13 protein-coding genes are annotated in these 14,098 nt (G+C 65.5%); 3 read left to right on the top strand and 10 right to left on the bottom strand.

What is annotated here, in order from left to right; translation table 11 throughout:
- Nucleotides 1–2: 2 nt before the first annotated feature.
- The 9 genes from CLU94_RS25975 to CLU94_RS25935 all read right to left on the bottom strand — a co-directional run bounded on the left by CLU94_RS25975 (nt 3) and on the right by CLU94_RS25935 (nt 9,012).
- Nucleotides 3–1,340, bottom strand: a complete 1,338-nt coding sequence (locus tag CLU94_RS25975) for an MFS transporter (RefSeq protein ID WP_257219006.1) — start codon at nt 1,338–1,340, stop codon at nt 3–5.
- 175 nt (nt 1,341–1,515) lie between these two features.
- The gene (locus CLU94_RS25970; RefSeq protein ID WP_099667781.1) at nt 1,516–2,331 is read right to left on the bottom strand and encodes a helix-turn-helix domain-containing protein; all 816 of its coding nucleotides are present in this window, start codon (nt 2,329–2,331) and stop codon (nt 1,516–1,518) included.
- Between the two features lie 10 nt (nt 2,332–2,341).
- Nucleotides 2,342–2,851 (bottom strand): peptide-methionine (S)-S-oxide reductase MsrA, encoded by a 510-nt coding sequence (gene msrA, locus CLU94_RS25965; protein ID WP_099668502.1) that lies wholly within the window; start codon nt 2,849–2,851, stop codon nt 2,342–2,344.
- A 66-nt stretch (nt 2,852–2,917) separates the two neighbouring features.
- A complete protein-coding gene (locus CLU94_RS25960; protein ID WP_099667780.1) occupies nt 2,918–4,261 on the bottom strand; it encodes an MBL fold metallo-hydrolase in 1,344 nt (447 codons plus the stop codon).
- 66 nt (nt 4,262–4,327) lie between these two features.
- Nucleotides 4,328–5,302, bottom strand: coding sequence for a porphobilinogen synthase (gene hemB / locus CLU94_RS25955; protein WP_099667779.1), 975 nt, complete (start codon nt 5,300–5,302; stop codon nt 4,328–4,330).
- Nucleotides 5,303–5,414: 112 nt separating this feature from the next.
- Nucleotides 5,415–6,317: a VirK/YbjX family protein gene (locus CLU94_RS25950; protein WP_099667778.1), complete on the bottom strand. Its 903-nt coding sequence runs from the start codon at nt 6,315–6,317 to the stop codon at nt 5,415–5,417.
- A gap of 166 nt (nt 6,318–6,483) precedes the next feature.
- Entirely contained in the window at nt 6,484–7,836 is a 1,353-nt protein-coding gene (locus tag CLU94_RS25945; protein ID WP_099667777.1) for a sensor histidine kinase, read from the bottom strand.
- Entirely contained in the window at nt 7,829–8,515 is a 687-nt protein-coding gene (locus tag CLU94_RS25940) for a winged helix-turn-helix domain-containing protein (protein ID WP_034785794.1), read from the bottom strand. Before CLU94_RS25940 ends, CLU94_RS25945 begins: the two co-directional genes overlap by 8 nt.
- A gap of 107 nt (nt 8,516–8,622) precedes the next feature.
- Nucleotides 8,623–9,012: a hypothetical protein gene (locus CLU94_RS25935; RefSeq protein ID WP_143451554.1), complete on the bottom strand. Its 390-nt coding sequence runs from the start codon at nt 9,010–9,012 to the stop codon at nt 8,623–8,625.
- Nucleotides 9,013–9,257: 245 nt separating this feature from the next.
- Between CLU94_RS25935 and CLU94_RS25930 the strand changes: the two genes are divergently transcribed.
- From CLU94_RS25930 to CLU94_RS28805, 3 genes are all read left to right on the top strand, one after another.
- Entirely contained in the window at nt 9,258–10,031 is a 774-nt protein-coding gene (locus CLU94_RS25930) for a DUF481 domain-containing protein (RefSeq protein ID WP_099667775.1), read from the top strand.
- A gap of 13 nt (nt 10,032–10,044) precedes the next feature.
- Nucleotides 10,045–11,919: an esterase/lipase family protein gene (locus CLU94_RS25925; protein WP_099667774.1), complete on the top strand. Its 1,875-nt coding sequence runs from the start codon at nt 10,045–10,047 to the stop codon at nt 11,917–11,919.
- Between the two features lie 118 nt (nt 11,920–12,037).
- Entirely contained in the window at nt 12,038–12,811 is a 774-nt protein-coding gene (locus CLU94_RS28805; RefSeq protein ID WP_257219005.1) for a hypothetical protein, read from the top strand.
- A gap of 287 nt (nt 12,812–13,098) precedes the next feature.
- Here CLU94_RS28805 and CLU94_RS25915 read toward each other — a convergent pair whose 3' ends face one another.
- On the bottom strand, nt 13,099–14,094 hold the full coding sequence (locus CLU94_RS25915; RefSeq protein ID WP_099667773.1) for a response regulator: 996 nt from the start codon (nt 14,092–14,094) through the stop codon (nt 13,099–13,101).
- Nucleotides 14,095–14,098 lie beyond the last annotated feature (4 nt).

Here is a 14,098-nt window from a genome sequence, read left to right as displayed (position 1 = left end):
GATCAAGTATGGTCTTTGCCGCCGCGCGCGATGGGCAGGGTCAGCACGATGGCCGCGCCCGCCACCAGCAGGACGCTGGCGTACAGCAAGCCGGTGGCAAAGCTGTGCGTGATATCCTTCAGCCAGCCCACGACGACGGGATTCAGGGCCGAGCCGATATTGCCCGTGGCATTGATGACGGCGATGCCGATGGCGCGCGCGCCCAGGCTCAAGGCCCGGTCCGGCGTCGTCCAGAAGACGGACATGGCCGTATAAGCGCCCGTCGACGCCATGCACACGCCCAGCAGTTGCAGCACGGGGTTGGCCGAGTACGCCGTGCACAGCCAGCCGGCGGCCGACAGCAGCATGGGCCAGACGATATGCCAGCGGCGCTCCTGCAAGCGGTCCGAGCGGCGGCCCCAGGCGATCATGCCGATCACGGTGCACACTTGCGGGATGGCTGCCAGCAAGCCGATCTGCGTGTTGCTGGCATTGCTATTGAAACTTTTCACGATCAGCGGCGTCCATACGGCCACCATGGCCAAAGTATTCACCAGGCAAAAATAGGCGATGCCGAATTTCAATACCGTAGGCGAGCACATTTCCGCCAGCACCGAGGTTTTTTGCTGCGGAGCAACAGGCTTCTGCTCGGCCGCCAGCATGCGCGCCAGCACTTGCTGCTCCAGCTTGCCCAGCCAGTTCGCCTTGGCGGGCGAGTCGTCCAAGTAGCCGTACACGGCCAGGCCCAGCAACACGGAAGGCATGCCTTCGAGCAAGAACAGCCATTGCCAACCCGTCAAGCCCCAGTGGCCATCGAGCCCCAGAATCAGGCCCGACAGGGCCGAGCCGATGGCGGCCGTGACGGGCATGGCGATCATGAACAGGGCGTTCGCCCGCGCCCGGTAGGCGCTGGGAAACCAGTAGGTCAGGTACAGCAGCATGCCGGGCAGGAAGCCCGCCTCCGTCACGCCCACCAAAAAGCGCAGCGCATACAGGCTGGCCGGGCCGCTGGCGAACAGGGTCGCCGTCGAGGCCAGGCCCCAGGCGATCATCATGCTGCCTATCCATTGACGGGCGCCGATGCGGGCCAGCACGATGTTGCTGGGGATGCTGCAAGCGATGTAGGCGATGTAGAACAGGGTGGTGGCAAAACCGAACTGGGTGCCGGACAGGCCCAGGTCTTGCATCATGGTCAGGCCGGCGAAGCCGATGTTGATGCGGTCCAGAAAGGAAAACACGAACAGCAGGAACAGAAAGCCCAGCAAATGGCGCGACACCTTGCGCATCACTTGCTGTTCCAGTTGATTGGTGGCCGCGTCGAGGACGGGCGTGGCGGGGGTGGCCGCGGGGGCGATGGTCATGCTGGTCTCCATAAGGTGTCGCCCTCCCCTTGCTATTGTTATTGGGTGAGAGCGGCCGGGTGATCCCGGCTTGCAACACAGTATGCAGACGCGCGCCGCAAACCTTGTCCCCATTTTGGGGACGTTTCGCGGCTAAAACAGTCAAAAAGGCGAAGCCAGCCCTACGCCAAAAGGACTAAGGGGCTGGCGCCATGCACAGCGCAAACAGTTGCCGCTGGCTGGAAATGCCCAGGCGTTTATAGGCGCGCTTCTGGTAGGTGATGACGCTCGATGGCTGCACGCCCATGGTTTCAGCGATTTCCACGGCCGTGAGGCCTTCGAGCACGCAGCGCAGCACGTCCAGTTCGCGCTTGCTCAGGGCGGGGCAATGCTGGCGCAGCCTTGCCAGCATCAGCGGCGCGACGCCTTGCGTGGCCTGGCCCTTCAAGCTGTAGTGATGCTTGACGGCATGGGCAAACAGTGGTGACAGGGTTTCGATGCCCGCCACTTCGCCGGGCTGGAACTGGCCCTGGCTGCTGTCGCGGTAGAAATTGACGGACAGCCAGATATCGCTGGCCGGCTGCATCAGCAGGGACAGGCGGTCCGACACATTCGGTTTCTGGTAGCAGACAGCGCGGTAGCCGGGATGGTCGATTTCGTCGCTGGCCTGCTGGTGCAGCACGATGGCGGGATCGATCTTCCGCCCCGGCGCCGGGGCGATCACGCGCTGGTTGCCATCGAGCGCATAGTAATGGCGGGCGTAGCTGTCGGCGATATCCTGCAAAAAGCGCCCGCCGCGCCGGTCGGCCACGGCGACGGTGCGGGGGCGGTTGCCGAATTCATAGGCAAAGATCGTGCACTGGGCAATGGGCGCGACCGTGCTGACCGTCTTCAGGATGGCCCCGGCGACGGCGTTCACGTCCGCATGGCCGATGGCCGCCATCAGCTCCAGGGTACGCCCGAAGTCCAGCTGCCCTTCCGCCGGCGGCCGCTCGACGCGCCAGTAACGCATGCCCGGCTCCTTACTGCCCGCGTTGCGGCAAGACCCAGTCCGGCCGGATGTAATGGCAAGTGTAGCCGTGCGGCAAGCGCTGCAGATAATCCTGGTGCTCCGGTTCCGCTTCCCAGAACGGGCCGGCCGGCGCCACTTCCGTCACCACCTTGCCGGGCCACAGGCTGGAAGCGTCGACGTCGCGGATCGTGTCCTCGGCCACCCGTTTTTGCTCATCGCTGGTATAAAAGATGGCCGAGCGGTAGCTGGTGCCGCGGTCATTGCCCTGGCGGTTTTCCGTGCTGGGGTCGTGGATCTGGAAGAAAAATTCCAGTATCTTGCGGTAGCTGATGGTGTTCGGGTCGAAGATGATCTCGATCGCTTCCGCATGCGTGCCATGGTTGCGGTAGGTGGCGTTGGCCACGTCGCCGCCGCTGTAGCCCACGCGCGTGGCGATCACGCCCGGATAGCGGCGCAGCAAGTCTTGCACGCCCCAGAAGCAGCCGCCGGCCAGGATCGCGGTTTCCTTGTTTTGTGTCATGTTGATCATTCCTTGATCTGAGATACTGGGATTAATCGTTTATCTTACCCTGTCGCGCGATTTTCTTCAGCGGGCCAGCAAGCGCTTGAGCTGCGCCGCCTGATAGGCGCCGATGGCGTCGTTGAACAGGCAACGGATCAAGGGATCGTCGACGATGTCGGCCTCCATCAGTTCGGCGCGCGTAGCCTCGTCGAAAGGGCCATCGTTGATGCGCATGTACATCGACGTCAGCGATTCACCGAGCACCAGCGCCGCGTGGCATTTCACCAGCGGCACTTGCGTCGTCCAGCCCGGCGCCTCGCCCGTGTCCGGCACGAGGTCGATCAAGTCGCCATGCGTGCGGTAATGCAGGATGGTGGCCGCGCCGTCATGGCCGTACAGCGCCAGGCGCCACACGCGCGGGGCCTGGAAATAACTGTCCTCGGGCAGCTCCATGTCGCGGTAGCGTTCGAGCAAGCCGCGATGGCAGAAGTCCAGCACCAGCGCCGTGTCGGCATCGTTCAAGGGCGCGAAACGCCGGGCGATGTCCGCCGTGGCGGGCGCGAGCGCCTCCGGGCGGTAGTCGAAATCCACGTCCTGCGGCCCCACGGGAATGACCCAGGGCAGCGGCGCGGCCGGCGCCATGCCGTGTGCATCGAGCAGCACGGCCGTCGATGGATCGAGGCGGAAGATGTGCGTCTCGGGCAGCGCGGCGCCCATTTCATCGGCAAAGCGGCGGTAGGTAATCGGGAACATCGCATGGTTGTACCAGGACCAGTCTTCCTGCACGAACTGGCAGGAGCTGGGTACGAGGTAACGGGGCGCCAGCGCGCGCAGCTGCGGCACCCAGTCGTCGGGAAGTTCCACCGGCCCCCGCGCCGCCTGCGACGGCGCGATGACGGCGATCTCGCGCATGGTCTGGAATGGCCACAGCACCATGTCCCAGGGCGCAAAGGCGGCCAGCTGCGCCAGGGTCTCGGGGCCGATCCAGGAATCGACGACGTTGAGCACATTCAAGCCCGCTGCGCGCACCTGGAACAGCGAGTCGACGTCGTCGTCCAGCGCGCGGCGCGGGATCACCTCGATGCTGCCCACTTGCACGGGCACGTCCACGTGCAGCTTCTCCACCCGAGTGAAACCGAGCGCGCGCAGCATCGCGAACAGTTCGTCGAAGACGCAGTACAGGTAGATGGGCGTGGCGCGGTCGAGCGCATCGAGGCTGTCGAGCGAGCAGTGGTCGTCGTGGAAGTGCGAGATGAAGACGGCATCCCAGCGCAGCCGGCGCACGGCGTCCAGGTCGAAGCGCACGGGCGGAAACGCGTGGCAGTTGCGGCTGAACGGGTTTTCGACGATGGGGTCGAAGGCGATGGCCGTGCCTTCGCATTCGAAGACATAGCCGGCGTGCAGGATGCGGGAGATTTTCAGGGGCATAAGCAAATTCAGGTTGGGCAGCGCGCCATGATAGCTGAAAAGGCGGCCGCCCTGCCCCGCGTTTACTTAGTACGGATTATTCAGCACATCCATCGCGAAGTACGTAAAGATCATGTCCGCGCCCGCGCGCTTGATGGCGCCCAGGGTTTCCTGCACCACGCGGCGCTCGTCGATGGCGCCAGCCTGCGCGGCGAACTTGATCATCGCGTACTCGCCGCTGACCTGGTAGGCGCCGATCGGCAAACGCGTCACTTCGCGCAGGTCGCGGATGATGTCCAGGTAGGCGCCGGCCGGTTTGACCATCAGCGCGTCGGCGCCTTCGGCTTCGTCGATCAGCGATTCGCGCACCGCTTCGCGGCGGTTCATCGGGTCCATCTGGTAGGTCTTGCGGTCGCCCTTCAGGGTGCTGCCGGCCGCGTCGCGGAACGGGCCGTACAGGCCGGAGGCGAACTTGGTGGAATACGCCATCACGGGCGTGTCGTGGAAACCGGCCGCGTCGAGCGCACCGCGGATGGCCGCCACCTGGCCATCCATGGCGGCCGATGGCGCGATGATGTCGGCGCCCGCCTGGGCGGCGATGACGGCCTGCTTGCCCAGGTTGAGCACCGTGCTGTCATTGTCGACCGTGTCGCCATGCAGGATGCCGCAATGGCCGTGGTCCGTGTATTCGCAGAAGCAGGTGTCGGACATGACCACCATTTCCGGCACGGCGTCCTTGATGATGCGCGACATGCGCGCCACCAGGCCGTCCGGGTTCAGGGTGTCCGTGCCGTGGCTGTCCTTGTGGTGCGAAATGCCGAAGGTCATGACGGAGCGCAGGCCGGCGCGCGCATAGCGCTCGACTTCCTGCGCCAGCTTCGCTTCGGGAATGCGGCGCACGCCGGGCATGGACTTGATGTCGATGAATTCGCTGCTGCCTTCGTCGACGAAGATCGGCAGGACCAGGTCGCGCGGATTGATCTCGGTTTCGCGGAACAGCTCGCGCAGTTGCGGGGTCGCGCGCAAGCGGCGCATGCGCGAAGTGGGGAATTGTGCTGGCATGGGATGACTGGCTTCAGGTTAACAACGCCAGCAAGTATACGCCGATCGCGCCGATTGCGCCGGGCTGCCCGGCAAAAAAGCCGCGCAGGTCAAGAAACCCCGCCCTGCGCCGTCATTGCGCGTGCAGCAGGGCCGCCACTTGCCAGCGCATGTCGGCCGCCAGCTGCACCAGCATGGCGCCGCGGCGGCGCGCATCGGCGCGCTTTTTCGACGGCACCAGCTCCAGCTCCGGCATCCGGCAAGGGCCGCAAGGCAGGCGGTAATTGCCGTCGCTGGTGGGCAGCGCATGCAATTCCCGCCACGCCAAGTCGTAATCGCAGGAGATATGCCGGCGGCGGCGCCAGTTCAGCGCGATGCGGTTGGCGTTGCTGACCAGGTCCAGGTGGCCGCAGCCGAAAAAGTCGCCCAGGTCGCGCAAGGCGGCCACCATCAGGTTTTTCGGCCGGCAGCCGTGCAGCGCCCGCGTGGCCTCCTTCACCGCCTGCGCGCCGGCGGGCGAGCGCAAGCCCTGCAGGGCGCCCAGCTGGATGACGGCGCCGCCAGGCTGGGGCCGGAACAGGAAACTGGCCAGGTACAGCGGCACGCCGTCGCGCGTCAGGCGCAGGCACAGCTCCCCTTCGCGGTGGCTGTCGTGGATGGCCGTCAGCTGCAAGCGGTAGCTGGCGCCGTCCTTGCCTTCGATGGTGGCCAGCACCAGCGCGCGCCGCGCCGCGTATTCCACCAGCGGCCGCGCGCCCGCCTGCCACAGAAAACGGTAATGCCCGCACAGCAGGTCCACCCTCGCCGCGCAGCCCAGCTGGCGGCTGGCGTAGGGGCGATAGATCTTGTAGCGCAGGCTGGGATGGGCTTGCGCCAGCGCCGCCAGGCCCGGCGTCGCGGCGATGACCGCTTGCCAGCGCGCGCGCTGCAGGGGAAAGACGAGCGCGCCCAGCGCCGCCTTGATCCGGTGGCCATGCTGGCGCAGTGGCGCCGGTTGCGGCGCGGCGTTGTCGCCGGTGGCGGTAAATGTATGCATGAAACGGCTCTACTGAACGGGACGCGGCGACGGCCGCAGGCAGCCCGGCACGGGCGGCTGCGCGCACGCAGCCGCTCTACGCGGGGTAAAGCGGATGATAGGGGGAGGTGAAAATGAAGGGGGTTACAAGTTGGTAATGTGCGGATATGCCACGGGCACTGGCAGCCTAGCGCAGCAGCCGCAAGCGCAGGCGCAGGCCCGGCGCCGCATCCTCGATCTCCAGGCTGCCGCCATGCAGGGCCGCGATGGCCGCCACGATGGACAGGCCCAGGCCATTGCCGGGCAAGTGGCGGCTCTTGTCGAGCCGGTAGAAGCGCTGCGTCAGCTTCGGCAATTCTTCCGTCGGCACGCCGGGGCCGTTGTCGCGCACCGCCAGCCAGCTGCCCTGTTCATCGCTGCCGGCCGACACTTCCACCGTGGCGCCCGGGCCCGCGTACTTGATGGCGTTGTCGACCAGGCTGGCCAGGGCGCTGCCCAGCAGGTTGCGGTCGCCGCGCGCCGGCACGCCTTCGCCATACATCTGCACCAGCAGCACGCCCTGCTCGTCGGCCGTGGCTTCGTACATTTCCACGATGTCGGCGCCGATCTGCTGCAAGTCGATGTCGTCGAAATTCTCCGGGCGCATGCCCGATTCGGCCGCCGCGATCTGCAGCAGCTTGTCGAACACGCGCGTCAGGTCGTCGATGTCGTCGATGGCCGCCTGCGCCGCGCTCTCGTGGCCGGCCACGTCCTGATGCTGGCGCAAGGCGCCATCGAGCTTGTTGCGGATGCGCGCCAGCGGCGTGCGCAAGTCGTGCGCGATGGCGTTCGACACGTGGCGCACGCCTTCCATCAAATGTTCGATGCGGTCGAGCATGCGGTTGATGTCGCGGCTCAGCAAGCCGAATTCATCCTCGCTGGAGACGGGAATGCGCCGGCTCAGGTCGCCCGCCTCGATTTCCCCTGCCGTGCGGCGGATCTGGCCGATGCGCGCCTCGAGCTGGCGGCGGAACAGCCACGCGCCTGCCACCACCAGCAGGATGGCCACCCCGCCGCCATAGGCCAGCGAGCGCAGCACCAGGGTGCGGATCGACTTGCCCTCTTCCATGTCGCGCCCGACGAACAGGCGCGCGCCGCCCTCTAGGTCGCGGATCAGCATGCGCGCGGGCACCCGGCGTCCTTCGCGCGTGACGTCGCGGTGCAGCAAACGGCCCACGGGGCTGCCCACGTCGGGCCAGGACGACAGATTGCCCGCCACGCGGCGGCCGTCGGCGCCCACCAGCAGGAAGATTTCTGTGTCGCTGTCGGTGCGGTCGGTCAGCAAATGGGCGATTTCCGCCGTCGTGCGGCTGGCGTCGTCCTGCTGGTACAGGGCGGCGAGGCGCTCCGAGAGCAGGGTCAGCTTGCGGTCCACGCTGCGATCGAGCACGCCGATGGTGCCGAAATAGAACACGGCGCAGACGATGCTGATCGAGACGACCACCAGCACGCCATAGCCGAGCGCTAGGCGGGCCGCGATCGAGCGGTGCCAGTTACGCACTGTCGATCACGCCCAGGGTGTAGCCGACGCCGCGCACCGTGTGGATCAGCGGCGGCGAAAATTCCTTGTCCACCTTGGTGCGCAAGCGGCTCACCTGCACGTCGATGACGTTGGTCTGCGGGTCGAAATGGTAGTCCCACACGGCTTCGAGCAGCATGGCGCGCGTGACGGACTGGCCCTGGTGGCGCATCAGATATTCGAGCAAACGGAATTCGCGCGGCTGCAGGGCGATTTGCCGGTTGGCGCGCGTCACGCGCATGGTGCGCATGTCGAGCACTAGGTCGGCCACCTGCAGCTGCGTCGATTCGGGCACGGGCGCGGCGCGCCGCAGCAGCGCCTCGATGCGCGCCAGCAGTTCGGCGATGGCGAACGGTTTTGACAAATAATCGTCGCCGCCGCTGCGCAAGCCGCGCACGCGCTCGTCGACGCTGGACAGGGCCGACAGCACCAGCACGGGCGTGTTGCGGCCCATGCCGCGCAGGCGCGCGACGATGGCCAGGCCGTCGATCTCGCCGGGCAGCAGGCGGTCGAGCACCAGCGCATCCCAGTCTTCGCCGCAGGCCAGGCGCATGCCGTCGATGCCATTGTCGCAGGCGGTGACGTCGTGGCCAGCCTCGCGCAGGCCGGCACAGATATAGCGGGAAGTTTCAGCTTCGTCTTCGATGACCAGGCAGCGCACGGGAATTCCTTGTAAAGAGCGGGACAGCAAACATGCGCAGCATACGCCAGGCGCGCGCCACTTGCCAGCCCCGCCGCGCGGCCGCGCCGCCGGGCGGCGTTCCCCGGCTAGTTACATTTTCCGCGCAGCTTGGCGATCGCCATGAAGGGCAAGGCATACACGCCGCCGATGGCGAGCGGGCCGATGCCGGTGGGCTGGCGCTTCAAGCCATCGGCGTGCAGGCAGTCGGGCACCTTCGCTTCGGCAAAGGCGGCGGCAAACTGCTCATATTTTCTGTCGGCGCGTATCGTCACCTGCTGCATGGCCGGCTGCGGCAAAGAGTCGCGCACCTGCGCCTCTTCCTCCAGCACGGCGCGCACGGCATCGCGTATCATCGTTTGCGTCAGTTGCGGTGCCGGCCCAGGACCCTGTACCGGCACCGCTTCGGGCGCCTGCGCGCCCGCTGGCGCCGCACCGCACAGCCATATCAGAGTAACAAGCTTGCGTGCCATTTTCATCGTCATCATCCATGCATGCCAGGTTTGCAATATTTCTCATAATATAGCTGCATCCATGCGCGCCGCCGCGTGCGGCGAACGATGGCAGGGTCGGGTACAATACAGCCTCGACAATTTTTGGCCGCGCCCGCGCGCGCATGTGCGCAGGTTTATCGGCGCCTCCCGGCTTGCCGCGGCCTGCATAGCCACCACTGCCATTAACGAACAGCAGGCACGCCCGGCGCGCGCCACAGACAAATACAGCCATGAAACCGACCCACTCTCTCGCACTGGCGCTGGCCATCACCTGCGGCAGCGCCGCCGCCGCCGCCGACACCAAGCAAAGCATGCTGTTCGATGAAATCCCCATCGGCAGCTGGAGCACTTCCGCCGAACTGGGCGCCATCACCACCTCGGGCAACACGGTCGGCACCTCCGTCACGGGCAAGATCGACGCGCGCCAGGAGCTCGATGACTGGAGCAACCAGTACATCTTCAGCGGCTACTTCAAGGAAGACGAAACGACGAACGACGACGGCGAGAAAGTGCGCGAACGCTCGGCGGAACGCTTTTCCGCCTCCGCCAAGGCCGCCTACAAGCTGATGGCCGACCATGAAAAACTGTTCGTGCTGGCCTCGCACGTGAACGACAAGTTCGGCGCCTACACCAAGTACTCGACCCTGGCCGTCGGTCATGGCTCGCGCTGGTACCAGTCGAGCGACAAAAGCGTCGACGTGGAAATCGGTCCTGGCTATTTCAGCGGCACCAACGACGCGGGCGAATCGGAACACGGCCTGACGGTGCGCGGCGCGGCCGCCATGAAGTGGAAGATCAGCCAGTCGGCCATGTTTACGCAAACGATCAGCGTGGAACGGGGCACCTCGAACACCCACTCGATCGCCGAGACGGCGCTCAGCACGAAAATCAACGGCACCATGCAGATGAAGGCCGCCTTCAGCGCCCGCAACGACACGCGCGTACCGGACGACAAGAAGAACACGGATACGCAAACGTCGCTGACCCTGGTCTACTCGTTCTAGGCGCGGACCGGCCATGCTGATGCGGCGTCTGCGCGTATGCGCCCTCCTGTGCGCCGCGGCGCTCCTGAGCGGCTGCGCCGCCGTCACCGTCAGCGCGATCTCGCCGGCCGACTACCTGCAGCAGCGGCGCGGCGACATCCTCACCACGGGGAAATTGAGCGCTGCGGCCAGCGAGGTGCTGCGCATCATCGGCAGCGACATCGCCGCCTGCGAAGGCAATACGGGCAGCTGCCGCGCCGACCTGGCCCGCTCCGAGCTGCTCAGCGACGAGCAGCGCCTGGCCACCCTGTCCGAATTGTGGCTGGAAAGCGCGCTGGCGGAAGAAAAACAGGGCGGCCACGCCAGCGCCGAACTGCTGGCCGCCTGGCTGGAATCGGCCCGCTACGCGTATGCCTACCTGTTCTACACGACGCGCACGCCGGGCCAGCGCGCCTTCGAAGAGCGCCAGACGCAGATCCGCGACTACTACAACTATGCCGTGCAAAAGGCCGTCGGCAACCTGTTCCGCCACCGCGGCGAGTACCGTCCCGACGGCCATGTGATCCGCGTCGCCGGCTGGCAGATCGACAGCGAATTGTCGGCCCTGCGCCTGCCCGAAGACGGCACCTTGCCCGAAGAACTGCTGCCGGCCACCTCGCTGTCGTTTTCCGGCTTGCGCAATGTGTACCGGCGCGACGGCTTCGGCGCCGACCTGGTGGCCGTCATGCCCAAGCCCCAGGCGTCCAAAGGCGACTATGTGCCCTACCAGGAAACCCGCTTCCCCGTCGTCACGGCGCTGATCCGCTTCGACGGCAACAGCCTGCAGGAAGTGCTGGCGACGCAGCAGTTGCTGGTGATGCTGGTCGACCCGACGCGCAGCGAATCGACGCGCATGGCGGGCCAGGAATTGCCGGTGGCCGCCAATTTCACGGCCGGCTATGGCTTGTGGCTGGCCCGTTCCGGCTTCGGCGTGCAGGCGCTGCGCACCCTGTTCGGCCGCGCCGACGGCATTTCGCGCCCGCAGGTGCACCTGATGCAGCCCTACGACCCGAACAAGCGCACCATCGTCATGCTGCACGGCCTGGCCAGCAGCCCGGAAGCGTGGATCAACGTGGCGAATGAGCTGATGGGCGACGAACAGCTGCGCCGCCGCTACCAGATCTGGCAAGTGTACTACCCGAGCAATGCACCGCTGGCGGCCAACAACGCCGCCATCCGCCAGGCGCTTGCCGCCACCCTGGCGCAGTTCGACCCGGCTGGCAAGGCGGACGCCGCCAACGACATGGTCTTGATCGGCCACAGCATGGGCGGCGTGCTAGCGCGCCTGATGGTGTCCGACGCCAGCAACACCCTGCTCGACGCCATCACGGAAGAATACAATTTGAAGGGCAAGAAGGCGGAAAAAGTGCGCGCCGGCCTGGCGCCCTACCTGAATTTCACGGCCATGCCGCAGGTGAACCGCGCCATCTTCATCGCCGCGCCGCACCGCGGCACCTCGTTCGCCAACCACAAGGTGGCGCGCTGGATCGCCAACCTCGTCACCTTGCCGATCACCATGCTCGACCAGTTGTCCGACGCGGCCGGCAGCCTGGCGCAGCTCGACACGGGCAGCAGCGAACCGCTGCGCATCCCCAACAGCATCGATAACCTCAGCGACAAGGACCCGTTCGTGCGCCTGGTGGCCGACCTGCCCATCAGCCCGAAAGTGCGCTACTACTCCATCATGGGCAACGACACGCCGGACCTGCCGCTGGCGGAATCAAGCGACGGCGTGGTGCCCTACGCCAGCGCCCACCTCGACGGCGCGCAATCGGAAAAAGTCATCCCGTCCTGGCACAGCGTGCAGGAAAGCCCGCAGGCGATTTTGGAGATACGGCGGATTTTGCGGCTGCCGGACAGCCTGCCATAAGGCATCGCAGGTCGGATGCGCGGAGCAGCACCCTGCGTAATCCGGCTTACCCGGCCTGCCTGCCTCCAGCCCTTGCTCATTAGCATCGCCACGGCGCCAATCCAGAGGCAAGAAAGCAATGAGCATGACCGCGCAGCCGCATATCCAGCTGCCTGATGCGGGAAAAGTGCGCTGCTCGCTTGATAAAGTTGCGAAACATGATAATCTTGTGAGTGAGATGTCAGCCGCATTTATCCGAGGAGTGAACATGACAGCACATCTGACTCACAGCACCCTGGCGCCCGACCTACAGGAATGGACAGATAGGGACTTGCGGGCAGTGGAACAATTCTCGCAGTTGGTGGGTGCGCAACTCGACATGCTGGCGCACGGTCCCGAGCGCGAGCGCCTGATCGACCTGGCCACGCGCGCGCTCCATGCGGCGCGCGCCTCGCTGGTCGCCACGCCGCCATCTATCCTGCTGCAACTTCCTGCATCAAGACTCAAGGTTTCAGAAGTCATTGGCCAGGGATGGGTGGAACTGTCGCAAGCGTCGCTGTATCGCGCCGTGGAAAGCCTGCGGTTTTACTGTGTGACGCCCAAGGGACGCAGTATCGGCAAGGAGTTTCCGGCATGGCAATTTGTACAGCCCGTGCCGGAACTGATCGCGCCCGTGCTGGCCATCCTGGCCGGCCAGCCGAGCAGTGAAATCCATGCCTTCTGGATCAGCAGTGCAGACGAACTCAACGAACTTTCGCCAGCAGAGATGCTCGCAGGCAAATCGTTTGAAACGCGGCCCGCAGTGCATCCCAGCCAGCAGGCGCTGCTGGATCTGCCGGCCAGCGAGAGATTACGCAAGGTCATGGCATCGGCAAAGTGGCAGCATAGGGGCATGGCTGACATCATAGGCTAGTCCCGCATGACGCCTGAACTGCAAGAAACACCAATTCCGCCAGACATGGCCGCACGCCTGCCGGCTGGGCATCTATGATCAATTGCGCAAGAGGCATGCGCGATTCACGGCTTCATCTACCCGTCGCGCCGGCAGCCCGGCAAGCTGGCCTACGCCATATCCTCGCGCCACATGGCGAGCTTGGGCCAGGCCATGGCGTGCTCACAGCGGACATTCGGAGACAGTCCTGCCTATCCACGGTTGCTGGCCGACCGCCTGCGCGTGGACCCACCCTGACCTGACACTCCCTACGCCGGCTCGCGCCACTTGTCCTTGATTTCCAGCATGGCCGGCAGTTGCTCGATGAACAGCGCCAGCAGTTGCGGGTCGAAGTGCGTGCCGCTGTCGCGCTGCATGGTGGTGATGGCTTCGTCGACCGTCCAGGCGCGCTTGTACGGGCGTTCGCTGGTGAGGGCGTCGAAGACGTCGGCGATGGCGACGATGCGGCCTTCGTGGGGGATTTCCTCGCCTTTCAAGCCTTGCGGATAGCCGCTGCCATCCCATTTTTCATGGTGCGTGAGGGCGATGGTTCGCGCCATTTTCAAGAGGCCGCCCGCGTGCTCGCCGATGATGGCCGCGCCGATTTCCGCGTGGCTGCGCATGACTTTCCATTCGTCCGCATCGAGCTTGCCCGGTTTTTGCAGGATGGCGTCGGGGATGCCGATCTTGCCCACGTCGTGCATGGGCGCCGCGTTGAGCAAGTCTTCCGCCCTGCCCGCGCTGTAGCCGGCCGCCAGCGCCAGCTGGCGCGCGTAATAGCTCATGCGGATGACGTGCATGCCCGTCTCGTTGTCCTTGTACTCGGCCGCCTGGCCCAGGGTCTGGATCACCTGCAGGCGCGAGCGGCGCAATTCCTCGGCGTCGACCAGCGACAGATGCGTGCGCACGCGGGCGCGCACGATGGGCGGGCTGACGGGTTTCGTGATGTAGTCGACGGCGCCCGCGTCGAAGCCGTCCGCCTCGTCCTTCACGTCGCACAGGGCCGTCACAAAAATGACGGGGATGGACGCGGTGGCCGGCATGGCCTTCAGCTGGCGGCACACTTCATATCCCGTCATGGCGGGCATCATGATGTCGAGCAGGATCAGTTCGACGGGGTTGTTCTGCGCCAGTTCCAGCGCCTTCTCGCCATCCTTGGCATACAGCAGGCGGTAATCGTCCTGCAAAATCTGGCGCAGCACCTGCAGATTCGTCGCTTCATCGTCGACCAGCAGCAGGATCGGTTTGTCTTCGTGTAAGGTCATCGTT

This window comes from Janthinobacterium sp. 13 (genome assembly GCF_002749695.1).
Taxonomy (GTDB): domain Bacteria; phylum Pseudomonadota; class Gammaproteobacteria; order Burkholderiales; family Burkholderiaceae_D; genus Janthinobacterium; species Janthinobacterium kumbetense.
Note: the sequence above shows the minus strand (reverse complement) of the source record. Positions and strands in the feature narration are given on the sequence as shown.